Origin of the sequence: Micromonospora lupini, assembly GCF_026342015.1 — a bacterium.
GTDB classification, from domain to species: Bacteria; Actinomycetota; Actinomycetes; order Mycobacteriales; family Micromonosporaceae; genus Micromonospora; species Micromonospora lupini_B.
Genome location: NZ_JAPENL010000002.1, coordinates 66,408 through 89,301, shown reverse-complemented (window position 1 = coordinate 89,301; position 22,894 = coordinate 66,408). Strand labels below are relative to the sequence as shown.

The following is a 22,894-nucleotide window of genomic DNA, read 5'->3' as shown; positions in this document are numbered from 1 at the left end:
CGGCGTTACCCCCTCCCCGGCGGCGGGTAGACGGGCCGTGCCGACACCGAGAGGGGAGCACCATGACAACGGTCGGAGAGTTCATGACGACCCGGTTGGTGACGATGGACGGCAACGACACGCTTATCGCCGCCGCGCAGGAGATGCGCGACAGCGCGATCGGCGACGTGGTGGTGACCGATGGCGACAGTGTCGTCGGTATCGTCACGGACCGGGACATCACGGTCCGTGGTGTCGCGGAGAACATGGACCCGGGCTCGACCCGGTTGAACGAGATAACCAGCCGCGATGTGATCACCGTGAGCCAGTACGACGACGCGGTGTCCGCCGCGGACCTGATGCGCACGTACGCCGTACGCCGACTGCCCGTGATCGACGACGGGCGCCTGGTCGGGCTGGTCTCGATGGGCGACCTCGCGGTCGAGCGCGAACCGCAGTCGGTGCTGGCCGACATCAGCGCCGACGACCCGAACAACTGATCGTCCGCCGCGGACGCGCCGGCCCTCCCCCCGGGGAGGGCCGGCGCGGTGCCGTCGCCACCCAGCTCGGTGATCAAGAGCTTTGCGTTACCACGACCGGCGTGTCGTGACGCGAAGCTCTTGATCACCGAAGCGGGTGGGGGTCACCCGAATTGGGCGAGGTTGACCGTGTGGGTGGGCGGGGACCCGTGCTCGGACGTGCAACGCCGGCAGTGCGCGCGAGGCGAGCGCGCCGGGTGGGATCCCGGGCCCGGCCAACTGGGAGGAGTGACCCGATGGTGGACGCGACCACGAGGTTCTTTGAGGACCTGGACCGGCGGGGGTACGAGCCCCTGTTGGCGAAGACCTCCGGGACCGTGCGGTTCGACCTGCACGAGGGTGCGCAGACCCGACACTGGCTGGTGGCGATCGACCACGGGCGACTCAACGTGACCCAGGAGGATCGGGAGGCCGACACGGTGATCGGCGCCAGCCCGATGCTGTTCGACGACATCGCCAGCGGCCATGAGCACGGCCTGGCGGCCCTGTTGCGCGGGGACATGACGGTGACTGGCGACGCCCGGCTGGTGGTGCAGGTGGAGCGGATCTTCCCCGGGTCGCCCGATGCCGTCGGGCCGCGTCGCCGCTTCGCGGGGGAGGTGCACTGATGGGCCAGAGCAACACGATCCGGATCCTGGACGGCAACACATTCGTCGTCTGCGAGGACACCGGTGACATCGAGGCGACGCCGAGCGAGCCGACCGGGCTCTTCTCCATCGACACCCGTTTCCTGTCCACCTGGGTGCTGAGCGTCAACGGTGAACGCCTCAACTCGCTCTCGTACGACGACCTGCAGTACTTCGAGTCCAGGTTCTTCCTCGTGCCGGGCATGGCCACGCACTACGTGGACGCGAAGTTGTCGATCATCCGGGAGCGGGCGGTAGGTGGCAGCTTCCGGGAGCAGCTCACCATCCTCAACCACGACGAGAAGGCTGTCGACCTCGAAGTACGGATGGACGCGGCGTCCGACTTCGCGGACCTGTTCCAGGTCAAGGACGAGATTCTGAACAAGAAGGGCGAGATCTACACCGAGGTCGAGGCCGACAAGCTGCGCCTGGGCTACCGCCGGGGCAACTTCCGCCGCGAGACGATCATTTCCTCGTCGGTGTCGGCCCGGTACGACAGCCGCGGGTTCGCGTACACGGTTCGCCTGGAGCCGAACCAGCAGTGGGAGGCGACGATCGACGTGCAGACGCGCGCGGTCGGGCCCGGTGACCGGGACCTGCGGATGGGGTTGCGGATGCACGGCGGCGAGCGGCTCGCCCTGCAACATGATCTGGAGAAGTGGATCGCGGACGCTCCCAAGGTCAACAGCGAGCACGGTCGGGTGGCAAGCACGTACCGGCGCAGCCTGATCGACCTGGCGGCGCTGCGCTTCTCGCCGCTCTCGCTCGGTGGCGCGACCCTGCCCGCCGCCGGTCTGCCCTGGTTCATGACCATGTTCGGCCGGGACAGCATCCTGACCTGCCTGCAGACGCTGCCGTTCACACCGCAGCTGTCGAAGACGACACTGCGCATCCTGGCGTCGCTGCAGGGCAGTCGGTTCGACGACTTCCGGGACGAGGATCCGGGGCGGATCCTGCACGAGATGCGCTACGGCGAGACCGCCGCCTTCGAGGAGCAACCGCACTCGCCGTACTACGGGTCGGTGGACGCCACCCCGCTGTTCGTCGTGCTGCTCGACGAGTACGAGCGGTGGACCGGGGACGTGGCGCTGGTCAAGGAGTTGGAACAGGAGTCCCGGGCCGCGCTGAGGTGGATCGACAGCTATGCCGACCTGGTCGGCAACGGCTACATCTGGTACGAGCGGCGCAACACCGAGACCGGCCTGGAGAACCAGTGTTGGAAGGACTCCTGGGACTCGATCTCCTACTCCGACGGCACCCTTCCGCCCTTTCCGCGGGCGACCTGCGAGGTGCAGGGGTACGCGTACGACGCGAAGGTCCGCGCGGCGCGGATGGCCCGCGAGTTCTGGGGTGACCCGGAGTTCGCCGACCAGTTGGAGCGGGAGGCGGCGGAGCTGAAGGAGCGGTTCAACCGCGACTGGTGGGTGGCCGACGGCGGGTACTACGCGCTGGCCCTGGATCCGGACGGTCGCCAGTGCGACGTCCTCAGCTCCAACATCGGCCACCTGCTGTGGAGCGGGATCGTCCTCCCCGAGCGCGCGGAGCAGGTCGCACAGCACCTGGTGGGGTCGCGGCTCTTCTCCGGCTGGGGGGTGCGGACCCTCGCCGAGGGGGAGACGCGGTACAACCCGATCGGCTACCACAACGGCACGATCTGGCCGTTCGACAACTCCTTCATCGCCTGGGGCCTGCGCCGGTACGGCTTCGCCGAGGAGGCCGCCACCATCGCCAACGGCATCCTGGACGCGGCCACCTACTTCGACGGGCGGCTGCCGGAGGCGTTCGGCGGCTATCCGCGGGAGCTGACGAAGTTCCCGGTGGAGTATCCGACGGCGTGCAGCCCGCAGGCGTGGTCGACAGGTACGCCGCTGCTGTTGCTGCGCACCATGCTCGGCCTCGAACCGCACGACGGCCATCTCGCGGTCGAACCGCGGTTGCCGGTCGGAATGGGCCGGATCGAGGTGCTCGACATCCCGGGTCGCTGGGGGCGGGTGGACGCCTTCGCCCGGGGCCGGCTCGATCTGCACAGCCTCGCCGACTGAGCCACGTCCGGCGTACCGGCGGCGGCGCGCCACACGCGTCGCCGCCGGATGGCCGCCGGGTCGCCACCCAGCCGATCCCCAGCCCGGCAGGGTAGATTCTGCGGATGCCGGAGCTCGTGTACCCGCCCGTTATCGCCACCGCCAAGACGCTGTTCCGGGTCCTCGACCTGAAGATCACCATCGAGGGCGCCCACCACGTACCCCGCACGGGCGGGGCGGTGCTGGCCAGCAACCACGTCAGCTACCTCGACTTCATCTTCGCCGGTCTGGGGGCGAACGCGTCGGGCCGGCTGGTGCGGTTCATGGCGAAGGATTCGGTCTTCACGCACAAGATCTCCGGCCCGCTGATGCGCGGCATGCGGCACATTCCGGTGGACCGGCAGGCAGGCGCTGCCTCGTTCCGCGCCGCCGTGGGCGCGCTCAAGCAGGGCGAGGTCGTCGGTGTCTTCCCCGAGGCAACGATCAGCCGGTCGTTCACCGTGAAGGAGCTCAAGAGCGGCACGGTCCGGATGGCCCGTTCGGCGAAGGTGCCGGTGCTGCCGGTCGCGCTGTGGGGCACCCAGCGGCTCTGGACGAAGGGCCGCCCGCGCACCCTCACCCGCCGGCACACACCCATCACCATCCTGATCGGCGAGCCGATCCAGCCGGCGGACTTCCCGGACCCGAACGTGCTGGCGGCCGAGCTGACCACCCAGTTGAGCGCGCTCGTCGAGCGGGCCCAGCGCGACTACCCGGACGCGCCGGCCGGCCCGGAGGACACCTGGTGGCTCCCGGCGCACCTCGGTGGCACCGCGCCGACGCCGGAGGAGGCCGCCGCGCTGGACGCCGCCGGGGAGGAACGCACCGCGAGCCTCTGACGGCGACGACCCGGGCGCTGGGCTTCACCAACGCCCGGGTCGCTCCGCGTCACCAACGCCCGGATGCCGCCCCGCCGGCGAAGCCGTCCCAGGAGGTCGGTTCCGGCCCCGAGCGGTAGTAGTCGTCCCGGGAGCGGAACTCCACAGGCAGCGAGCCGGGCAGGGTGATCCGGGTTTCCCCGGCCAGCAGCGCGGGGCCTGCCCGCAGCAGCAGAACGTCACGCTCCTGGGCGGAGAGGTCCACGAGTTGCGGGCGGGTGAGCCGGAACATGGCCACCGCCCGGCGCACCTGCCGGGCCAGCGCGATCACCTCACCCGGTGACCCGCCGAGGGCCAGCGCCGGCTGCTGGATGGTGCGCAACGCGTCGCAGACGATCATCAGTTGTGCCGGATCGGTGCGGGGCAGCTCCAGCCGGGACGGCCACTGCCAGCGGATCTGACCGGTCATCAGACCGGTCAGCCGCCCCGCGAGCCGTGCCCGGGAGGTGTCGTCGGCGACCAGGGACAGCTGCGAGCCGGTGCCCACCCAGCAGATCCGCTGGTCGGTGACGGTCACCGAGACCGGCCCGGGGAGCTGCCAACCGCGTCGTGTCTCGGTCGGCCCGAGCAGGTAGCCCGCGACGAGCAAGCGGTGCCTGCCGAGCACCTTCTCGCCGGGGAGCGGGCGCATGTCGTAACGCCGGTCGAGGGTCGGGCCCACGTCGTCGTCCGGCGCGTCGAACCGGTGTGGGCCGATGAAGAAGGGGGACGCGTCGCCGTGCATCGTCACGACCTCCCGGTCAGCTGGCTGTGGGTTGAGCCTCGCCGATCCGCCGGCCACTGTCATGACGCCCGTTAGGGGGTCGGCCGGTCGTGCGTCGCCTGTGACCGGTAGATGCCGATCTCCTCCGGGCGGACGAGCCCGTCCTCGATCGCACGGGCGAGCAGCGCCGCCTTTGTGGCTGCCGGCCGCCCCGCCCGGGTGTACTTGATCCGCGCACGGTCCACATACTGCTTCACCGTGTGCTCACTGATCTGCATGCGGCGGGCCACCGACGCCTTGGACATCGACTGGAACCAGAGCAGCAGCGCCTCACGCTCCTTGTCGGACAGCATCGGCCGGTCCGGCCTCGGATCGCCGACCATCGCGCCGGCCAGCGCCGGCGGCACGTACGGGCGGTCGCTCGCCGCGGCCAACACGGTCGCCACGCAGTGCTCCCGGCCCTCGTGCTTGGCCAGGAACGCCACCGCCCCCGCGTCCAGCGCGGCGAGCATCGTCTCCGGGTCGGTGTGCTCCGAGTAGACCACCACCCGCCGCCCGGTGGCACTCAGCTCGGCCAGCTTGTCCAGCGCCATCCGGCCGTGCAGCCGCAGGTCGAGCAGCACGACGTCGGCGTCCGGGGCCGCCCGCAACACCTCGTCCGGGTCGTCGCCGGTGGCCAGCACTGTCAGTCGCGGCTCGCTGGCCAGCCAGGCGCGCACCCCCTCGACGACCACCGGGTGGTCGTCGACGATCGCCACCCCGACCAGCCGGTCACCCGTCACCCCAACCACCGGGTCTGCGCCCATCTGATGTCCCCGTCCCGCTCGTAGAGGTGCTGCACCGGCCCGTCCTCGTGCTCCCCGGGCGGGGGACCTGTCGCGTCCGGCCCCTCCCGGTCGGGGGTGACCAGACTGACCACCACCTCACCGGGGCCGGACACGACGGTCAGGCGGGCCCACCCCCGGGCGTCGGCGAGCAGGCCGGTGAGGGGGTCGGCCAGCCGGCGGCGGATCTCCACCGGCAGCGGCGGTGGGTTGCCGATGGCGATCAGGTCGATCGGCAGCCCGTTGCGTTCGGCCAGGTCGGCGGCGGCCCGCAGCTCGTGCAACAACGGGTCGGGCACGTCGTCGGACTCGGCGATCAGGCGGCGCAGCCGGGCCGCGGCCAGCACACAGCGGCGCTGCGCCTCCGGGTCGTCCGGGTCGACCTCCCCGGCGGCCAGCTCGCCGAGCACCCGGCCCGCCGCCGCGCCGACCAGGGCGAGCCGGTCACGGCGTTCCTGCCGGCCCCGCTCAGCGGCGGCCCGCTCGGCGGCGAGCGTGTGCACGGCGGCAGCCGCGGCGGCCCGGTCCCGAGCCAGGCCGACGATCACCGCGCTGCCGACGAAGACCGCCACCGGCAGCGAGAAGGTGCCGTAGACGTACATCGTGTAGCGGGCCAGGTCCGCCGCGCCGGGGCCGTGCGCGAGGACTGCGGCGAGCGCGATCAACGCGTGCGTGGTCAACAGCGCGACCAGGCCGCCCACCCGCCGGCCCCACAGCGCCAGCACGAAGAACCAGCCGAGCGTGCCCCACACCCAGTTCGCGGCGGCGAACAGTTGCCGTTCGCCGACCGCGGCGAAGACGGCCGCGTCGACGACCAGCAGCAACCCGGCGAACGGCCAGGGCGGCAGCGGCGACCCCCGCAGCAGCCGAACACCGGCCACCGCGCCCGTCACGGCGACCAGGATCCAACCGCCGAGCACCACAGTCGGCGCGGCGAACTGCGTCCGAGCCGCCAGCACCGCCGGCAGCCCGATCGCGACATGCCAGGCCAGCGCGATGGCGACGGCGACGATCCGGGCACCCCGGTCGGAGGCGTGCGCCACAGCGGCCGGCGCGGCGAGCACCGCGGACTCGGGCGGCGTGGGCCCGTCGGCCGGGCCGGGCTGCGGCCCCGGTACGAGCGCCTCGCGGGTGCGGGTGCGCTCCGCCGGGGCGCCGAGGTCAGCCGACACCGGGCCACTCCAGTCGGATCCGGGTGCCCGCACCGGGCGCGGAGTGCACCTCGGCCCGTCCGCCGACCGCCGCCATCCGACCGTGGATCGACTCGCGCAGCCCGTACCGGTGCCGGGGGACAGTGTCCGGGTCGAAGCCGGGGCCGTCGTCGACCACCTCGACCACGACCGCGACCGCGTCGCGCGTCAACCGCAGTGTGGCCTGCGCACCCGGCGCGTGCCGGACCACGTTGGACAGTGCCGCGTAGGCGCTCTCGGTGAACGCGTCGGCCACCCCGGCGGGCACCGCGCAGGAGGCCAGTTCCAGGCCCACCGGCAGGTCCGGGAGCCGGTCGGGCACCGTCCGCAACCGGCCGTCGAGTGGCACCGGGCCGTCGCCGGGCGCCGGACCGAGGTCCGTCAACGCGACGAGAGTACGCAGGTCGGCGGCGCACCGGTCGCGGAAGGAGGCCGACGGGCCAGCCACCGCGCCGAGCCCCACCATGGTCAGCGTGCCGAGCACTGTGTCGTGCAGGTCCCGATTCTGCTGGCGCTCCGCCTCCCGGGCGGCCCGGGCGACAAACGCCTCCCGGGTCAACCGCTGATGCTCGGCGAACGCCCGGTCGGCCCGCCCGATCCGGCGGCGCATCACTCCCGTCATCATCGCCGTGCAGGCCGTCTGCACCAGCAGGGTGGCGGCGTGCGCCCGGGACTCGGCGGGGTTGCCGGCGGCCTGCGCGCCCACCACGTACGTGGCGGTGACCAGCAGCCCGGCCGGGACCGACCAGCGAGCCGGTGCGGTGGCCTGCGCGTTGATGACGGTGGTGCTGGCGAGCACCGCGATCCAACTGCCCTCGCCGGGCAGCACCTCGGGCGCGACCAGGTGAGGGATGAGCAGGCAGGCCAGCGCGGTGACGCCGACGTCACCGGCGACAAGTGCCGGGGTGATTCCGTGGCGTACCGCGCGGCCTGCGTACCAGAGCGACCATCCGGTCAGCGCGGCCACGCCGGGCAGCAGCAGGGCCTCGTCTACCGGCGGGGTACGCACCGACAGCGCCACCGCGGCGCCGACCAGCCCGCACGTCAGCCGCAGCAGCGCCGGCAGTGTGGTGAAGATGAGGCTGAACGCCCCGCCGGCCGGATTGTCCAGAGCGGGCGGTGGCACGGTCGGGGCGGCGGTCGCCGGCATCGGGAGATGTCCTTCCGACAACGACCCGGTCCGGGTCCGCGCGGCAGAGATCGACATCGGAGAATAGCATGGCGTACGGTGAGCGTTCACCCACCGTACGCATGGTGTCGCCTTGTCGTCACTCTGCGCTGCGCGGCTGGATCAGATCCCACCGATTGCCATACAGGTCGACGAAGACCGCCACCGAGCCGTACGCCTCGTGCCGTGGCTCCTCCAGGAACCGCACCCCGGCGGCGGCCATCCGGGCGTGGTCCCGGGCGAAATCCTCGGTGTGCAGGAACAGGCCGACCCGACCGCCGGTCTGGTCACCCACCCGCGCCCGCTGCTCGGCGCTGCTCGCCCGGGCCAGCAGGAGCGCCGTCTCCCGAGCCCCCGGGGGTCGCACCACCACCCAGCGTGAGCCGTCCGGGCGGGCCGTGTCCTCGACCAGTTCGAAGCCGAGGCCGCCCACGTAGAAGTCGATCGCCTCGTCGTACTCGCGTACCAGCACCGCGACCTGTCCCAGATGTGCCATCGGGCCATCATGCCGACGGGCGACCCGGTCCGACCGGCGGCCTCGCCCCGGGTCGGCGACGTCACTCTCGGCCGGCTCGGCCGGCTTGGCGGGCTTGGCGGGCTCGGCGGGCTTGGCCGGCTTGGCGGGCTCGGCTACTGGAAGGCGACCGGGCGGGACCGGACGAGCCAACTCAGATGACGATCGTTGCGGCCCGGGTCGCTCCAGTAGCCGAGCACGGCGTACCGGCGTCCCTTCTCGGGCACGGTGAACCGCTCGTGTGTCGCGGCGCCCGTCTGCGAGGTGGCGGTCACCTCGTGGCTGCCCGGCGGGAGCTTGACGGGGAACAGGATCCAGTTGTGCTGGCCCTGCACGTCGAAGGGCTGATCGACGAGCCGGGTGCCGTCGATGCTGACGGTGACGGTGACCCGGTCGTCCTCGAACGACTGATTGCTCACCCAGAGGTGCAGGTCGGCCACGTCCTCGTCGACGAGGCGGATGGCAGCCGGTGTCGCGCCGGTCGGCGGGCGCGATTCCACGGGCCCTGCCGTTCCGCTGCCACGTGCCGGAGGAGGCGGCGGGTTCGTCGACCTGGCGAATCCTCCGCAGCCCACCGCGGCCAGCAGCGTCGCCACGGCGAGAGCGGCCGTACGGGCGAGGGTCTTCGCATCCATCCCCATGCGACGTCGCAGGACCGGCACGCGTTCCCGGCGCCGTCGGATTCGTCCGTCGGGGTGAGCGTCGGGCCGGTCGTCGCCACAGCCGGAACCGGGGAGCGGCACCGACCGTCTCATCTCCTGGTGAGAGGTGGTGAGCCGGATGCGCTCGGGCGGAACGACACTGGCGGCGGCGCTGCTCGGCATGGGGCTGTGCGGCCTGGCACTGAGCGGCTGCGCGGGCCCGGCCAACACGAGCGATGACCCCGGCCCGGCCGAGATCGTCGAGAAGTGGACCTCCTGTGTCGAAAGCGCACCGCAGGCCGGCGTCGTGCTGCCCGTACCGCCGGGATCGGCCGGGCCGACGGCGGCATCGCCGGGCGCGACGACGCCGGCCGGGGTCGAGCCGGAGATCGGGCGGATCGATCCCGCGTTCGTCCCGGTCGCCGCCGTGCTCTGCGGCCGCGAGGTACGGCCGGGTGCCGGTGGCGGCCGGGAGCAGGTGACCACCGAGCGTCGCGCCGACGACATCGGCGCCCTGGTGGCTGCGCTGCGCCTGTCCGACCAGAGCCGGGGCCGAGGGGAGATCGCCTGCACCCTCGACCTGGTCGTCCCGCCCTGGCTGGCACTGCTCGACGACCGGGGCCGCTGGCTGCGGCCGTACGTGCCGACGGACGCCTGCGGCAAGCCGCGCCCGGAGGTGCGCGCCGCGCTTGACGGACTGCGCCTGACCACTGTCGACAGTCGTACCGTCGGGCTTGTCGAATCGTCGGCGGCCGAGACCGCCGGCTGCGCGCAGCGGTGGTCCGACATGGTGTGGGTCGACACCCACCTCGGCCGTCCCGGACGTGTCGTGCCCGGCGCGGGTCCGAAGGTCGGGCCGCTGCGCCTCTGCGTCTACGAGGTGCCCCCGTCCGAGCGGGGCGGCGGCAAACCGGCCGGAGACTTCGTGTACGGCGGGGCACTGCCACCCGAGCGGCAGGCGAAGGCGCTCCGGGCGCTGGCCACCACCCGGCCGGCGGCCGACTGCGCCACCCCGGCGTCCCGCTTCGCGGTGCTCCGGACCCTGGGCGGCGGTGGACCCGAGTGGTACGTCGAACTCGACGCCTGCCGGCGGTTCGTGGTCGTGGCGGCAGCCGGCGGGACGCAACTCGGTCAGGGCGACGTCGCGTTGGCGGCGCTGTTGGGCCGGATCTGACCCGGCTCAGCGGATCGGCAGCGCCTTCGTGCCACCGTTGGCGATCGACCGCTTGACGGCGGCGCCGCCGGACCAGAAGTAGCAGCGCACACCACGGTCACCGCGCGCCCACAGCTCCTGCGAGGGGAAGCGGTACGCGGTGCCGATGCGGTAACGCAGGTTGGCGTCGACGGGCACCTTGGCGTAGCGGGCGACCAGCGTACGGCAGGCGGGGTGCACCGAGTCCTCGTCGCGGACAGCGTCGGCGTAGGAGCGGTTCGGGGCGGTCCAGACGCCGACGAACTCGAACTGGTGCCCGGTCGTGCAGGCGGCTGGCCGCAGCCGGCCCCACTCGTCCTCGTTCATGCAGCCGTACGTCAGCGGAGAGCGGCTGCCCACGGCGTTGCGCAGCGTGCCGGCCCGGTGGATGGCCCGGTCGCTGTCGCCGTTGGCGCCGTCCACCTCGTCCAGCTCGAAGATGTCGCACCGGTACCAGCGGCTGCCGCCCGCCCACCCGTTCGGCGAGGTCGGTGCGACCTGGACGGAGAGCCGGGCGGTGCGCCAGTCGCCGCCGACGAACTCCTTGGCCCGGGTGTCGCAGTCGGTGAAGACGGAGCGCATGGCCGCCGACTCCACGCTGGGAGGGGCGCTGCGCGCGGCCAGGGCGCCGGTGAAGGTGCCGACGTGGAACGTCTCGACCAGGTGGGTCTTCGCGCAGTCCACGGGAGAGTAGCTGCTCAGGTACGAGGTGGCTTCGGGGATCACGTGGCACTCGCCGGCCTTCGGGGCGAACTGCTGCGCCGCCGCCATCGCGTGCCAGTCGTCGAACAGGTCACCGTCCGTGCCGGCCGGCGTGCCGCAGCCCGCCAGTGCCGCCGTGAGGATCGCAGCCGTCAGCGCTGCCCTGCCGTGCCGTCGCATGTGATTCTCCCCGTGGCCCCCGTGGCCCCCGTGGCCCCCGTGGCCCCCGTGCGGACGCGGGCAGCATATGGCACCGACGCGAGCGCCCGGCACCCGCTTCCGGTGGGGCTCGACCCACCGTTCGCCGTCGCCGGCCGGCCAGGTAGCTGCCGCGGAGACGTCTGGCGGATCCCGACTCTCGACACTGATGCCGCGCGAACGTTCGCGAACACGTCGAACGGCGTCAACTGTTGGCCCAGGCCGGATGACGCGGCCTGCGGGACGAGCAGTGCGGCGGCACCCAGGACGCCGAGGTAGATCGCCGTGATCCTGAGCAGCCAGCGGAGCATCATGCGGCCGCGCCCGTGAACGAGTACGTCACAGCGGTCAGCCGCTCGGACTCGGCCCACAGTCGACGCTGGGTGTCGACGTCGTGCGACGCGGGGCTTGATCGGGTCGGCACCGGGTGACCCGATGCGTTCAACAACCGACCGTCGGGGGCGTAGTAGTCGGCGCCCTTGACCGTGGGGTCGGTGGCAGCGCGCAGGGTGGCGAGCGCGCCGGCCGCGGCGGTGGGTTGGCCGATCAGCTTTCCGACGACCGCGACACCGACGGCCATCCCGCCGGTGACGTGGCGTTGGAGGCCCGTGGAGACGATGCCGGGTTCGACAGCGACCGCGATGGGCTGGGCCTTCGCCGCGACGAGGCGGCGCTGGAGTTCGTACGTGAAAAGGATGTTGGCGAGTTTCGACTGACCGTAGGCGGTTGGCGGCCGGTAGCGGCGGCGCCGGAACTGGAGGTCGTCGAAGTCGATACGCCCCTGGCGGTGCGCCGAGCTGCTGACGGTGACGATGCGGGAGCCGGGTGTGGCGAGCAGCCGGTCGAGAAGGAGCCCGGTCAGGGCGAAGTGGCCCAGGTGGTTGATCCCGATCTGGAGTTCGAACCCGTCCTCGGTGTGGCCGAGCGGCGGCATCATCAGTCCCGCGTTGTTGATGAGCAGGTCCAGCCGAGCGTGGCGCGATCGCAGTTCGTCCGCAGCGCGGCGGATCGAGGCGAGCGAGCCCAGGTCGAGGTCGAGCGTGGTGACGTCCCCGCCGGGCAGGGCTGCCGCCGCGGCGGTGGCCCTGTCACGGTCGCGGCAGGCCAGGACGACCGAGGCGCCCCGGGCTGCGAGCACCCTGGCAGTCTCGTACCCGATGCCGCTGTTGGCGCCTGTGATGACGACGGTGCGGCCATGCTGGTCGCCGACGTCGTCGGCGGTCCATCTGGGCATGGTGGCCCTCCCGATCCCTATAATCGGGACCGTCGTCCCGGATGGAGTGAATATACGGGACGGCCATCCCGTTTGAACAGGTAGGAGATGAACTCGATGACGGGCAAGCCTGCGCGGGCACCGCGCGCCGACGCCCGGCGCAATCGAGCGTTGGTGCTGCGAGCGGCTGCGGATGCATTCGCCACCGAAGGGCTTTCCGTGCCGGTCCACGAGATCGCGCGACGTGCCGGGGTGGGCACCGGCACGGTCAGCCGCCACTTCCCGACGAAGGAATCCCTGTTCGCGGCCGTCCTGCTGGATCGCATGGCGGTGCTCACCGCGCGGGCGGACGCCCTGGCGGCGACGGAGGAGCCGGGGACGGCGTTCTTCACCTTCTTCGCCGAACTCATCCACGAGGGCACCGACCACCGTGGTTTGGCCGAGTCACTTGCCGGTGCCGGATTCGACATCGAGTCGGCTGCCGTCGAGGCCGGCAGCGACGTGTCAGGTCGACTGCACGCCCTGCTGAAGGCCGCCCAACAGGCGGGCGCGGTGCGGGATGAAATCACCTTCGCCGACGTGAAAGCCCTGATGAGCGGCTGCCTCGCGCGGGAGGCCGACCCGACCGACACCGGTGCCCGCGACCGCGTCATCGCCGTGGTCTGCGACGGTCTGCGCGCCACCTGACCAGCCCGTCAGCGACCTGCCCTGGCCGTGCCGAGCAGGTTGGCCAGGCCGGCGGTGCCCCTCGGTCACCTCCGTGGGGGCGGATGCGGTCGTCAGCGGTATACCTCAGAGTCATATTCATACCTCTGAGGTATACCGCTCAACAGCACATCGACACGGCGGGCAGCCCCAGCGGCGCGAGCGGCAGCTAGGTCCCGGCCGGCGGGACGTGAACGAAGGGGCGTCCAGCGACCCGCCGGCCTACCTCATCGCCTGGGCCTCAGCGGGGGCGGACCGCGACGGCCGTGTACGGCGTGGTCGGAGTCGGTGGCGTGGTGAAGCGGCCGTTGGGCAGGTAGAGCCGCCCCAACGCCTTGGCAACCGTGGTGGGCACGTCGAATTCCGGGTCGGTGATCGTGCCGGTGACCGTTCCGGCGGTGCCGGTGCGGTTCAGCGTGGCCACCGCGATCTGGTTGAGGCTGTTCTGCACGACGTAGAGGGTGCGGCCGAGCAGGAGGAGGCCGTCGCCGTTGGTGAAGGTGTAGCCGGGCACGGCCACGACTGTGGTCGCGCCGGTCGCCGGGTCGACCCGGAACAGCGTGCCCGTGTTGGACTGGACGACGATCAGCGCCCTGCCGTCCGGTGTGGCGACGATGCCGTTGATGTTCACGCCGGTGCCGACCTGCTCGTACGCGCCGGTCAGCGCGATGGTCGTGAAGCCGTCGGCGGGCGGCAGCGCGCCACCACGACCGAGCGGCAGTCGGTAGAGCACCGGCCGGTTGGAGTCGGTGAAGTACGCGGCGTCGCGGGTCAGGACGACGTCGTTGACGAACGTCGGGGCGGTGGCGAACTGGTAGCGCGCCAGCACCTCGCCCGTGCGGGTGTCGAGCACGCGAGCGTCACCGGCCGTGCCGCCGGCGACGAACAACCGGCCGCGCGGGTCGATCTTGAGGCCGAGCGACGGGGTGCCGGTGGGTGCGCTGATCGTCGTGCCCCGGCCGGTCACCAGGTCGGCGCGGTAGATCTCGCCAGTCGCGCGGGAGCCGAAGTACGCGTAGCGGCCGGCGGTGGCGATGCCCTCGGGCTGGAATCCGTCCGGCAGATCGACGACTGCCGGCGGTCGGCCCCCGGCGTGTGCCCAGGCGGGCGCGACGGCGACGGAGGTCAGGAGGGCGGCGGTCAGGGCGACGCCGAGCGCGGACCTGAGGGGTCGGTTCACTGTGCTCCTTCCGGGCGGGGCAGAGGGGGACACGCCCGCCACGATCACTGGGGCCAGGACGTTCCCCACTGTACGACCGTCGATGGGTTGAGGTTGTGCGCGCTGCCATGCCGCGCACGGTTATCGAACTGTCCTCCCGACACGCGCCACATAGGGTCGTCGTCGTGGATCGTGATGCAGAGCTTGTTGCGGCCGTCCAAGCGGCCGATCCGGCGGCCGTGGTGAAAGCGCTCGCAGACGGCGCCGCCCCCGACTCCGCCGCCAGCCCTTACACGGGGACCGTGCTGTCCGAGGCGGCGAGTGCGGGGCACCTGGAAATCGCTTGGTTGCTGGTGGACGCGGGGGCGTCGCTGCGGGCGAGGAGGCCGCAGTACGAGTCGCCGCTGCGGTCGGCGGTGCGCAACGGTCATCTCGACGTCGTCCGGCTCCTCGTCGATCGTGGCGCCCTTGAGGTCGAGGGCGCCGACCGTGGCAGCCTTCTCGCCGCCGCGATCGCCGCCACCCGGCACCGGCCCCAGCCCGCGGCGTTGGAGATCCTGCGCTACCTGCTGGACCTCGGTGCCGGTGCCGGGCACGGCGAGGAGGCCCCGATCGTGCAGGCGGTGCTGGATTCGGTCGCGCCCGCCGCGATCCGCATCCTGCTCAGCCACGGCGCCGATCCGAACTCGCGGCGCTCCGACGGCACTCCGACGCTCATCCTCGCCGCTCGGCGCGGTGACCACGCCGCCGTCGACGTGCTGCTGACCGCGGGCGCCGATCCGAACGTGGTCGACGGCAACGGGCACACCGCGCTCATGCACGCCATCGAACGGGACGAGCGGGCCGTGAGCCATGCGCTGCTGCTGGCCGGTGCCGACCCCGTGGGAGCGCTGGAGATCGCGCGGGGTTGGCAGCGGCAGGGCGTTCAGTTCGAACTCGGCGAGGTGAGCGTCGGCCTGGACGACGTACCGATCGCCCGTACGGCCGTGCGACTGCATCCCACCGGCTATGAGCTGCGCGGCGATCCGGCGGAGTTCCGCCGCTGGGGGCAGGTTGTCGCGTGCGCGGTGGAGGAGTTGGGCGAGAACGAGTGGGACGCGCGGACCGGCAGCCCGTACGCGCTCGCCCAGACCGTCGCCCGAAGGCTCGTCGACGAGCCGGCCAAGGCGCCCAGGGCGTCGTGGCACCGCATCGAGCTGACCGACGCGGAGCTGTACACGGTTCGGCGGGCATTCGTGGAACTCGCCTACGCGGTCCGTGTCACGCTGCCGGACGGTCTCGGGCAGGAGTATGTCCACGATGCGCTTGACGAACTCAATGCCCAGCTGCGCTGACCTGCGACGACGGTGGTGCGCCCGGTAGGGTTCGAACCTACGACCTTGGGATTAGAAGTCCCCTGCTCTATCCGCTGAGCTACGGGCGCGCGGCGTGGATGTCGCGCCAGAAGGGTACCGCCGACCCCGGGCACGCCGGGGTAAAGGGTGCCCCCGTCCGCGTCGTCGAGCAGGGTCTCACGAAGGCAGGGCGACCGGCATCCGGGTTCCCGCAGGTCGACCACGCGGCGGCCCGTACCCTCGGCTGGTGTTGCTGGACCCCGACGCCGAGAGCGGCGTCGCCTACGAGCTGTGCCAGGTCGTCGGCCGCGCCATCCTGCCGTACCGTACGGCCGACGCCCACGGCACCGCCTTCTTCTTCCAGGACGGCGACGACCCGGTGGGGGAGGCGCTGCTGACGGCGGCCGACCTGGTCGGCGCTCCGGGCGGTGAGCTGGGCCTGCGGGCGAGCGTCACCGAGCCGGCCGGCGTCGCGCCGAAGGTCGTCGCGGAGAGCGAGATCGTGCCTGGATGGGCCCGCTTTCCGGGCGACGGGGTCGCCGTGCTGCCGACCGCCGGCCTGCACCGCTACGCCGGCGACGGCGGCTGGCGGTGGCGGGTGCAGCCGGTCCCGGCCACGATCGCCGCCGGGCCCGAGGCCGTCGCGGGCCTCGGCCCCGACGCCAGTTCCGCTTTCGTGCTGGCCCATGGGGTACGCGAGGACGACTCGCGCCCCCTGGAGGTGGGGATCGAGCGCGTGGTCCGCGACGGGGACGACGTGCGGATCACCAGCGAGCTGCCAGCGGGGTACGTCGGGGCGCCAGTCTTCGTCGTGCAGCCCGACGCTGCCGGGGAGGTGGCGCTGTACTGCCTGGGCCTGGTGCTGCCCGGCATCGACGGTCACCCGATCGCGACCTTCGACCGGATCCGGGCCGTCCTCCCGGCCACACCCGGCGACGCCTGAGCCGCGGACCGCCGCTCGGCTCCCGCCAGCCCGCTCGGACGCGTCGGTGACCTGCGGCGACGACCCTGCGGCGGGCCGGCCAGCCGGTCCGCCTCGGCTCGGGGCGGGCTCGGCGGGTGTCAGTCGCCGACGGGCGTCGCCTCGGCGCGACCGGCCGTCGGCTGCCGGCTGCCTGGCACCCGGGGGCCGTCGCCGGTCGGGACGTCGCCGGTCGGGACGTCGCCGGTCGGGACGGGGTCGATCGGCTTCGCCTCGGTCGTTGCGGGGTCGGCCGGGGCGGTGGGGCCGGCGGCCAGGAACGCCTCGGCCCACCTGCCGACCTCGTCGAAGACCTTCTTGCGGACGGCGGGGCCGGAGAGCGTGAGGTCGTGCAACCCGCCGTCGAAGCGGGCCACTGTGACGTGCCGGCCGAGGCGGGGCGCGTAGCGGACCATGTGCTCGACGTCCAACACCGCGTCGGCCACTGTCGCGTTGTCGTGCCACCTGGTGCCCCGGAAGGAGCGGGTCGAGCAGGCCAACAGCACCGGCACCGGGATGTCCAGGCCGGCGCGCAGCCGGCGTTGACCGGCCCGGATCGCGTTCAGCCAGCCGGCCCGCACCGGGAACCCGGCCAGCGGCTTCCACGCCAGGTCATAGGTCCACTCGCCGCGGTGGTCGGCGTGCAGGCTCTCGCCGTACACAGTGCCCAGGCCGAACGGCAGGATGCGGTGCGGCGCCCTGCGGCCCAGTCGGGAGACGGCGGCCGCGAGGGGTCGACGGACCGCCCAGGGGGCGTTGAGGTCGAAGAAGGGGCTGTTGAGGACCAGGCCGTCGACGGTGCCGGCGTCGCGGCGGGCGTCCGCCCAGAGCGAGAGGATCAGGCCGCCGGTGGAGTGGCCCATCGCCAGCAGGGTGTCGTGGCCGTCGTCGGAGCGGATGATCTCGGCGGCGGCGTCCAGCTCGGGGAAGTAGTCGCTGATGTCGCGGCAGAAGTTCGGCGTCTGGTGCGCGAGCAGGCTACGGCCGTACTTGCGCAGGTCGAGCGCGTAGAAGTCCCAGCCACGCTCGGCGAAGAAGTCGGCGAGGTGGGTCTGGAAGAAGTAGTCGACGAAGCCGTGCACGTAGAGCACCGCCCGCCCGGTGGGGCGCTCGGCCCGCCGCCGGACCAGTGTCGCGACGACGGGGCCTTCGTCGTCGGTGCCCAGGTCGATCGTCTGCCGCTCGTACGGCGGTCCCAACACGTCCGGTTCCACGAACGCGACGCTACGCCGCCGACCTACCCGGCGGTAGCCCCGGTCGGCGCCCGCCCGCTGCCCCGCGATCCTGCACTTTCCGGCGGGAGCCGACAGTGCGGGACCGCGGGGGCGGGGCGTGGGTTACGCCGTTTCCGCGTCGGCGCGCGCCGGGTCCTCGGACTCGTCGACCTCGCCCTGCGGCTGGGGGACCTCCCGCAGGTGCTTGTTGTGCCGGGGCTCCTGCCGGGTCTTGGCGTCGTTGAGCCGCCTGCGCAGGTCGTCGCGGACGTCGTTGAGGGCGGCGTGCAGGTCCTCCTCGCCGGAGGTGGTGACGATCTTCTGTCGGCCGGCGATCCAGCACTCCAGGGTGACCTTCTGACCCCGCGCCTCCCGGTCCTTCACCGAGACCTCCAGCTCGGTGGCGTCGGCGTGAAAACCGGCCAGCCGGGCGTCGAGGGTGGCGAACTGCTCGGCGATCCAGTTGCGGTCGCCCTGGGAGAACCCCGCGCCCACCCGCAGGCACTCGGCCACGGTCGCCGGGTTCGCCACGGCGCTCATCGCCGCACCTCGGAAACGGTTGCGGAGCCGAAAGTAGTGATCATCATGGCGCTGACCTCTCGTCGACGTGGAGCTTGTCGGTGGTGCGTTGATCAAATCCATACCCAGTTCGGACGGCTCCGGAACCGTCGGCGCTCGGACAGCTGGGTCGGCCGTACCACAGCGGGGGTGTGATCAGGGCGTTGTCCACAGATGGCCTCGTCATCCACAGGTTGGAGATGGGCGCTCGCGATGGGCGCACCCGGTGTCGATGCTCGGTGTCGAGTCGACTCGCGCTGGCAGACCCCGGACCCCCTGGAGGGACGATGTTCGACACGTACGTCACGATTGTCGGCAATATTCTGACGGCGCCCGAGTGGCGGCGTACGACCCAGAGCAACACCCTGGTGGCCAACTTCAAGGTCGCCTCCACCGCCCGCCGGCTCGACCGCGACACCGGTCGGTGGGTCGACGGCAACTCGCTGCGCGTCCGCGTCAACTGCTGGCGCAAGCTGGCCGAGGGCGTGGCCGCCTCGGTGATGGTCGGCGACCCGGTGGTGGTCTGCGGCCGGCTCTACACCCGCGACTGGACCGACGACGCCGGTAACCACCGCACGCTCTACGAGCTGGAGGCGGTCGCCGTCGGCCACGACCTGTCCCGGGGGCGTGCCCGCTTCCTGCGCAACCGGCCGACCACGACCACGAGCATCGTCGAGGACGGGGCCACCGAGAGCCGCGTACACGGCGAACCCACCGAACCGGTGCCCGACGACCAGGCGCCGGTACTGCTCGACGACCGCCCGCTCGACGACGATTTCGAGCTGCCGGAGTACGGCTCGCTGCGTACCAACCCGCTGGACCACGGCCCGCTCGACCACGCCTCCCTCGGCGGTGACTCCCTCGACGACGGCTTCTCTGTCGGCGGCGGAGAAGGGCGCGTGGCCGTCGACGACGAGCTGACCCTCGCGGTGAGCGCGGACGACTCCGACCCGGAGGGCGACCCCGACGACGAGTTGGGGCCGGTGTCCGACGAGGGCCGGCCGGAGGTTCCGCAGTCCGGTCGGGGCCGGCGCGGCCGGGGGCGGGTCCCGCAGCCGGCGTGACAGTTCGGCGCGGTCGGCCGGGACGGGCGGCAGTTTGGCCCGGTCGGCCGGGATGGGCGGCAGTTCGGTCCGGTCGGCCGGGATGGGCGGCAGTTCGGTCCGGTCGGCCGGGACGGGCGGCAGTTCGGGCTGCCGACGGGCAGGGCGGCGGCCTGGCTGCCTGAGGTCGGTACCGGCCGGTGGCAGTCGGGCGGCGGCTTGGCTGCCTGAGGACGCCGTGCACGACGGTGTGCACGGGCGGTACGACGGGGGCGGGGTGGCGACGCGATCGGCGTCGTCACCCCGCGTGACGGGAGCAGGCGGAGGTGACGTCGATGGAACACGGCGGTCGCGGCCGGCGTACCGGGTGCTCGTCTAGGCTGGCCGGCCGGGGGGTGGTACGCGTGCGACGGACAGCACCTGTGGCGAACGCGGTGGGCCTGCTGGCCGGTTACGCGCTGGACAGGCTGCTCGGCGACCCTCGCCGGTGGCATCCGGTCGCCGGTTTCGGCCAGGTGGCGGGCGCTCTGGAGCGTCGCCTGCATCGGCCGGACCGGACCGCCGGCGCGGTGTTCACGGCGCTGGCCGTCGGTGGGCCCGTCGTGCTCGGGGCGGTGGCGGCAGCGGCCACCCGACACCGGCCGGTGAGCCGCGCGGTGCTCGTCGCCGCCGGCACCTGGACCGTGCTGGGCGGTCGTACGCTCCGACACGAGGCCGCCGTCATGGGTCGAACGCTTCGTGACGGTGACCTGCCCGCCGCCCGACGACGCCTCGGCAACCTCTGCGGCCGGGACCCCTCGACGCTTGACGAGTCGGAGTTGGCCCGAGCGACAGTCGAGTCGGTCGCGGAGAACACCTCCGACGCGGTGGTCGCGCCGCTGCTCTGGGGCGCTGTCGCCGGCCTGCCCGGTCTGCTGGGTTATCGCGCCGCGAACACCCTCGACGCCATGGTCGGCCACCGATCGGAGCGCTACGCACGGTTCGGCACCCCAGCCGCCCGGCTGGACGACCTGCTCAACCTGGTGCCGTCCCGGCTGACCGGGCTCCTCACCATCGCCGTCGCGCCGGTCGCGAACGGCGACCGGGAGCGGGCCTGGCGGGTGTGGCGACGGGACCGCAACGATCACCCGAGCCCCAACGCCGGCCAGTGCGAAGCGGCGATGGCCGGCGCGCTCGGTGTCCGCCTCGGTGGCCGCAACATGTACTTCGGGCGCTCCGAGGTCCGCCCGTTCCTTGGCGACGGCCCCCGTCCCGAGGCACGACACCTCAAGCGGGCGGCCCGCATCTCCGGCGCTGTCGGCCTGGCCGCACTCGGGTTGGCGGCCGCGTACCCGGTGACGGTCGGCCGCCTGGCCGGCGCCGTCGCCCGCCGCAGCCTGCGGGCCGTCGCCCTCGGGCCCGGGGGCGGCCTGCTGTCCGGCAGGGACGGGTCCGTCGGTGGCCTGCTGTCCGGCGGTGCCCAGTCTGTGGGGGGCCTGCTGTCCGGCGGTGCCCAGTCTGTGGGGGGCCTGCTGTCCGGCGGTGCCCAGTCTGTGGGTGGCCTGCTGTCCGGCGGTGCCCAGTCTGTGGGTGGCCTGCTGTCCGGCGGGGCCAACGACGGGGGTGGCTTGCGGATGGCTGGGCGGCGAGGCGGCCTGCTGACCTGCGGAGCCGGGTCGGGGCGTGGCCTGGTCCGGGGCGCGGCGGGGCGGGTGAACGGGCGATGAGCGGCGGGCTGCTGGTCGCCGGCACCACCTCCGACGCCGGCAAGAGCGTGCTCACCGCCGGCATCTGCCGGTGGCTGCACCGGCAGGGCGTGAAGGTGGCGCCGTTCAAGGCGCAGAACATGTCGAACAACTCGGCCGTCGTGGTCGGGCCGGACGGCCGCGGCGGTGAGATCGGCCGCGCCCAGGCCATGCAGGCCGCCGCCAGCGGGCTCGCCCCGGACCTGCGCTTCAATCCGGTGCTGCTCAAGCCCGGCAGTGATCTGGCCAGCCAGGTGGTCCTCCTCGGTACGGCTGTCGACACGATCACCGCCGGCACCTTCCGACAGTTGCGGCCCCAGCTCGCCGAGACCGCGTACACGGCGCTTGCCGAGCTGCGGGCCGCGTACGACGTGGTGATCTGCGAGGGCGCCGGGAGCCCGGCGGAGATCAACCTGCGGGCCGGGGACTACGTGAACATGGGGCTGGCGCGGCACGCCGACCTGCCCGCGATCGTGGTCGGCGACATCGACCGGGGTGGCGTCTTCGCCTCGATGTTCGGCACGGTGGCCCTGCTCGACCCGGCCGACCAGGCGCTCATCGCCGGCTTCGTGATCAACAAGTTCCGCGGCGACCTCGGTCTGCTCCAGCCCGGGCTGGACATGCTGCGCCACGTGACCGGCCGTCCCACGTACGGGGTGCTGCCCTGGTCGCTCGACCTCTGGCTCGACGCGGAGGACTCGCTGGCCTACGGCCGGGTGCTCGGCCGCCCCGCCGCTCCGCACGGCACCGACTGGTTGGACGTGGCCGTCGTCCGGCTACCCCGCATCAGCAACGCCACCGACGTGGAGGCTCTCGCCACCGAGCCGGGCGTGCGCGTACGCCTCACCGTCGAACCGGCCGAACTGGCCGCCGCCGACCTGATCGTCCTGCCCGGCTCGAAGTCGACAGTCGCGGACCTCGCCTGGCTACGCGAGACCGGCCTCGCCGACGCGGTGACCAGACACGTGGCAGCCGGCAAGCCGCTGCTCGGCCTCTGCGGCGGCTTCCAGATGCTCAGCCGGGCCATCCACGACCCGGTCGAGAGCCGGCAGGGCAGCGTGCCCGGGCTCGGCCTGCTGCCCATCGAGATCACCTTCGATCCCCGCAAGACCGTCCGGCAGTCGGTCGGCACCGGCCCCGGCGACGTGGCGGTCCGCGGCTACGAGATCCACCACGGGTACGTCTCGCAGACCGACCCGGCCCTGACCCCGTTGCTGACGGGGGCAGACGGCAGCGGTGAGGGCGCGGTGCTCGGCGCGGTGCACGGTACGCACTGGCACGGGGCGTTCGAGTCCGACGGGTTCCGCCGCTGGTTCCTCACCGAGGCGGCCCGGCTGGCCGGGCGCAGCGGGTTCCGGGTCGCGCCGGCCACCAGCTTCGCCGCCGCCCGGGAAGGCTCGCTCGACCTGCTCGGCGACCTCGTCGAGGAGCACCTGGACACCGACGCCCTCTGGCGCCTCATCGAGAGCGGCCCACCCCCAGGTCTCCCCTTCATCCCACCCGGCGCCCCGCCGACCTGAGCCTGACCCGGGGGGCCGCGAGATCGCACACGATCCGTGGGATGCCACTGGACCGCGCGAGCGCGCGTGATCCGCCTGTGGCTGCGCGCTGAGCGTAGGGCGTGCGCTGAGCGTGTGGCCGTGCGCTGTGCGTGTGGCCGTGCGCTGTGCGGCGCCGCAAGATCGTGCTCGATCAATGAAGTTGTGGTGTCGACGAAACCGGGATGCCACTACATCCACGTTTCAGCGTGATCTCCGGCGGCGCGGGCA

20 protein-coding genes, 1 tRNA gene and 2 pseudogenes are annotated in these 22,894 nt (G+C 72.7%); 11 read left to right on the top strand and 12 right to left on the bottom strand.

The window, feature by feature from the left end; all coding sequences use genetic code 11:
* The first annotated feature begins 62 nt into the window (after nt 1-62).
* The 4 genes from OOJ91_RS15180 (at nt 63) to OOJ91_RS15165 (ending at nt 4,043) form a co-directional block, all read left to right on the top strand.
* Nucleotides 63-479, top strand: coding sequence for a CBS domain-containing protein (locus tag OOJ91_RS15180; RefSeq protein WP_234582109.1), 417 nt, complete (start codon nt 63-65; stop codon nt 477-479).
* Between the two features lie 275 nt (nt 480-754).
* Nucleotides 755-1,126 (top strand): SCP2 sterol-binding domain-containing protein, encoded by a 372-nt coding sequence (locus OOJ91_RS15175; RefSeq protein ID WP_266245582.1) that lies wholly within the window; start codon nt 755-757, stop codon nt 1,124-1,126.
* Nucleotides 1,126-3,186 carry an amylo-alpha-1,6-glucosidase gene (locus OOJ91_RS15170; RefSeq protein WP_266245581.1) on the top strand — a complete coding sequence of 687 codons (2,061 nt, stop codon included), beginning with the start codon at nt 1,126-1,128 and terminating at the stop codon, nt 3,184-3,186. Before OOJ91_RS15175 ends, OOJ91_RS15170 begins: the two co-directional genes overlap by 1 nt.
* Before the next feature lie 104 nt (nt 3,187-3,290).
* On the top strand, nt 3,291-4,043 hold the full coding sequence (locus tag OOJ91_RS15165; RefSeq protein ID WP_266245579.1) for a lysophospholipid acyltransferase family protein: 753 nt from the start codon (nt 3,291-3,293) through the stop codon (nt 4,041-4,043).
* A gap of 49 nt (nt 4,044-4,092) precedes the next feature.
* On the opposite strand, the gene OOJ91_RS15160 is transcribed toward OOJ91_RS15165, so the two are convergent.
* The 6 genes from OOJ91_RS15160 to OOJ91_RS15135 form a co-directional block, all read right to left on the bottom strand.
* Nucleotides 4,093-4,806: a hypothetical protein gene (locus tag OOJ91_RS15160; RefSeq protein ID WP_266245577.1), complete on the bottom strand. Its 714-nt coding sequence runs from the start codon at nt 4,804-4,806 to the stop codon at nt 4,093-4,095.
* A gap of 71 nt (nt 4,807-4,877) precedes the next feature.
* Nucleotides 4,878-5,591: a response regulator gene (locus OOJ91_RS15155; RefSeq protein WP_266245576.1), complete on the bottom strand. Its 714-nt coding sequence runs from the start codon at nt 5,589-5,591 to the stop codon at nt 4,878-4,880.
* On the bottom strand, nt 5,564-6,781 hold the full coding sequence (locus tag OOJ91_RS15150; protein ID WP_439117069.1) for a hypothetical protein: 1,218 nt from the start codon (nt 6,779-6,781) through the stop codon (nt 5,564-5,566). Before OOJ91_RS15150 ends, OOJ91_RS15155 begins: the two co-directional genes overlap by 28 nt.
* Nucleotides 6,771-7,949 carry a sensor histidine kinase gene (locus tag OOJ91_RS15145; protein WP_266245574.1) on the bottom strand — a complete coding sequence of 393 codons (1,179 nt, stop codon included), beginning with the start codon at nt 7,947-7,949 and terminating at the stop codon, nt 6,771-6,773. The genes OOJ91_RS15150 and OOJ91_RS15145 overlap by 11 nt, the downstream gene beginning before the upstream one ends.
* A gap of 118 nt (nt 7,950-8,067) precedes the next feature.
* Nucleotides 8,068-8,463 (bottom strand): VOC family protein, encoded by a 396-nt coding sequence (locus OOJ91_RS15140; protein WP_266245572.1) that lies wholly within the window; start codon nt 8,461-8,463, stop codon nt 8,068-8,070.
* A gap of 134 nt (nt 8,464-8,597) precedes the next feature.
* Nucleotides 8,598-9,116, bottom strand: a complete 519-nt coding sequence (locus OOJ91_RS15135) for a hypothetical protein (RefSeq protein ID WP_266245570.1) — start codon at nt 9,114-9,116, stop codon at nt 8,598-8,600.
* A 145-nt stretch (nt 9,117-9,261) separates the two neighbouring features.
* Here OOJ91_RS15135 and OOJ91_RS15130 point away from each other — a divergent pair, with 145 nt between their 5' ends.
* A complete protein-coding gene (locus OOJ91_RS15130) occupies nt 9,262-10,296 on the top strand; it encodes a hypothetical protein (RefSeq protein ID WP_266245568.1) in 1,035 nt (344 codons plus the stop codon).
* A gap of 6 nt (nt 10,297-10,302) precedes the next feature.
* Here the strand turns inward: OOJ91_RS15130 and OOJ91_RS15125 are convergent, their stop codons facing one another.
* Nucleotides 10,303-11,196: a septum formation family protein gene (locus OOJ91_RS15125; RefSeq protein ID WP_266245566.1), complete on the bottom strand. Its 894-nt coding sequence runs from the start codon at nt 11,194-11,196 to the stop codon at nt 10,303-10,305.
* Nucleotides 11,197-11,524: 328 nt separating this feature from the next.
* Nucleotides 11,525-12,448 (bottom strand): oxidoreductase, encoded by a 924-nt coding sequence (locus OOJ91_RS15120; protein ID WP_266245564.1) that lies wholly within the window; start codon nt 12,446-12,448, stop codon nt 11,525-11,527.
* Between the two features lie 96 nt (nt 12,449-12,544).
* Between OOJ91_RS15120 and OOJ91_RS15115 the strand changes: the two genes are divergently transcribed.
* Nucleotides 12,545-13,114, top strand: coding sequence for a TetR/AcrR family transcriptional regulator (locus OOJ91_RS15115; RefSeq protein ID WP_266245563.1), 570 nt, complete (start codon nt 12,545-12,547; stop codon nt 13,112-13,114).
* Nucleotides 13,115-13,373: 259 nt separating this feature from the next.
* On the opposite strand, the gene OOJ91_RS15110 is transcribed toward OOJ91_RS15115, so the two are convergent.
* Nucleotides 13,374-14,312, bottom strand: a complete 939-nt coding sequence (locus OOJ91_RS15110) for an SMP-30/gluconolactonase/LRE family protein (protein WP_266245562.1) — start codon at nt 14,310-14,312, stop codon at nt 13,374-13,376.
* A 164-nt stretch (nt 14,313-14,476) separates the two neighbouring features.
* Here OOJ91_RS15110 and OOJ91_RS15105 point away from each other — a divergent pair, with 164 nt between their 5' ends.
* Nucleotides 14,477-15,625 carry an ankyrin repeat domain-containing protein gene (locus tag OOJ91_RS15105; protein WP_266245561.1) on the top strand — a complete coding sequence of 383 codons (1,149 nt, stop codon included), beginning with the start codon at nt 14,477-14,479 and terminating at the stop codon, nt 15,623-15,625.
* 13 nt (nt 15,626-15,638) lie between these two features.
* On the opposite strand, the gene OOJ91_RS15100 is transcribed toward OOJ91_RS15105, so the two are convergent.
* Nucleotides 15,639-15,714 (bottom strand) — tRNA-Arg (locus OOJ91_RS15100).
* Between the two features lie 158 nt (nt 15,715-15,872).
* On the opposite strand from OOJ91_RS15100, the gene OOJ91_RS15095 reads away from it, so the two are divergent.
* On the top strand, nt 15,873-16,568 hold the full coding sequence (locus tag OOJ91_RS15095; RefSeq protein ID WP_266245559.1) for a hypothetical protein: 696 nt from the start codon (nt 15,873-15,875) through the stop codon (nt 16,566-16,568).
* 254 nt (nt 16,569-16,822) lie between these two features.
* Here OOJ91_RS15095 and OOJ91_RS15090 read toward each other — a convergent pair.
* Nucleotides 16,823-17,800 (bottom strand): annotated as a pseudogene (locus OOJ91_RS15090) (alpha/beta hydrolase); the annotation flags it as partial.
* Between the two features lie 123 nt (nt 17,801-17,923).
* Entirely contained in the window at nt 17,924-18,340 is a 417-nt protein-coding gene (locus OOJ91_RS15085; RefSeq protein ID WP_266245557.1) for an HPF/RaiA family ribosome-associated protein, read from the bottom strand.
* 305 nt (nt 18,341-18,645) lie between these two features.
* On the opposite strand from OOJ91_RS15085, the gene OOJ91_RS15080 reads away from it, so the two are divergent.
* From OOJ91_RS15080 to OOJ91_RS15070, 3 genes and pseudogenes are all read left to right on the top strand, one after another.
* On the top strand, nt 18,646-19,422 hold the full coding sequence (locus OOJ91_RS15080) for a single-stranded DNA-binding protein (protein ID WP_266245555.1): 777 nt from the start codon (nt 18,646-18,648) through the stop codon (nt 19,420-19,422).
* Between the two features lie 314 nt (nt 19,423-19,736).
* Nucleotides 19,737-20,789 (top strand): annotated as a pseudogene (locus OOJ91_RS15075) (cobalamin biosynthesis protein); the annotation flags it as partial.
* A gap of 314 nt (nt 20,790-21,103) precedes the next feature.
* Nucleotides 21,104-22,645 carry a cobyric acid synthase gene (locus tag OOJ91_RS15070; RefSeq protein ID WP_266245553.1) on the top strand — a complete coding sequence of 514 codons (1,542 nt, stop codon included), beginning with the start codon at nt 21,104-21,106 and terminating at the stop codon, nt 22,643-22,645.
* Nucleotides 22,646-22,894: the final 249 nt, after the last annotated feature.

Bases quoted from the DNA above. Each gene is read 5' to 3' on its own strand.
- OOJ91_RS15125 (WP_266245566.1), bottom strand. From the start codon at position 11,196: ATGCGACGGCACGGCAGGGCAGCGCTGACGGCTGCGATCCTCACGGCG.
- OOJ91_RS15140 (WP_266245572.1), bottom strand. From the start codon at position 8,463: ATGGCACATCTGGGACAGGTCGCGGTGCTGGTACGCGAGTACGACGAG.
- OOJ91_RS15070 (WP_266245553.1), top strand. From the start codon at position 21,104: ATGAGCGGCGGGCTGCTGGTCGCCGGCACCACCTCCGACGCCGGCAAG.
- OOJ91_RS15120 (WP_266245564.1), bottom strand. From the start codon at position 12,448: ATGCCCAGATGGACCGCCGACGACGTCGGCGACCAGCATGGCCGCACC.
- OOJ91_RS15135 (WP_266245570.1), bottom strand. From the start codon at position 9,116: ATGGATGCGAAGACCCTCGCCCGTACGGCCGCTCTCGCCGTGGCGACG.
- OOJ91_RS15180 (WP_234582109.1), top strand. From the start codon at position 63: ATGACAACGGTCGGAGAGTTCATGACGACCCGGTTGGTGACGATGGAC.
- OOJ91_RS15115 (WP_266245563.1), top strand. From the start codon at position 12,545: ATGACGGGCAAGCCTGCGCGGGCACCGCGCGCCGACGCCCGGCGCAAT.
- OOJ91_RS15160 (WP_266245577.1), bottom strand. From the start codon at position 4,806: ATGCACGGCGACGCGTCCCCCTTCTTCATCGGCCCACACCGGTTCGAC.
- OOJ91_RS15130 (WP_266245568.1), top strand. From the start codon at position 9,262: ATGCGCTCGGGCGGAACGACACTGGCGGCGGCGCTGCTCGGCATGGGG.
- OOJ91_RS15145 (WP_266245574.1), bottom strand. From the start codon at position 7,949: ATGCCGGCGACCGCCGCCCCGACCGTGCCACCGCCCGCTCTGGACAAT.
- OOJ91_RS15165 (WP_266245579.1), top strand. From the start codon at position 3,291: ATGCCGGAGCTCGTGTACCCGCCCGTTATCGCCACCGCCAAGACGCTG.
- OOJ91_RS15155 (WP_266245576.1), bottom strand. From the start codon at position 5,591: ATGGGCGCAGACCCGGTGGTTGGGGTGACGGGTGACCGGCTGGTCGGG.
- OOJ91_RS15080 (WP_266245555.1), top strand. From the start codon at position 18,646: ATGTTCGACACGTACGTCACGATTGTCGGCAATATTCTGACGGCGCCC.
- OOJ91_RS15170 (WP_266245581.1), top strand. From the start codon at position 1,126: ATGGGCCAGAGCAACACGATCCGGATCCTGGACGGCAACACATTCGTC.
- OOJ91_RS15175 (WP_266245582.1), top strand. From the start codon at position 755: ATGGTGGACGCGACCACGAGGTTCTTTGAGGACCTGGACCGGCGGGGG.
- OOJ91_RS15085 (WP_266245557.1), bottom strand. From the start codon at position 18,340: ATGAGCGCCGTGGCGAACCCGGCGACCGTGGCCGAGTGCCTGCGGGTG.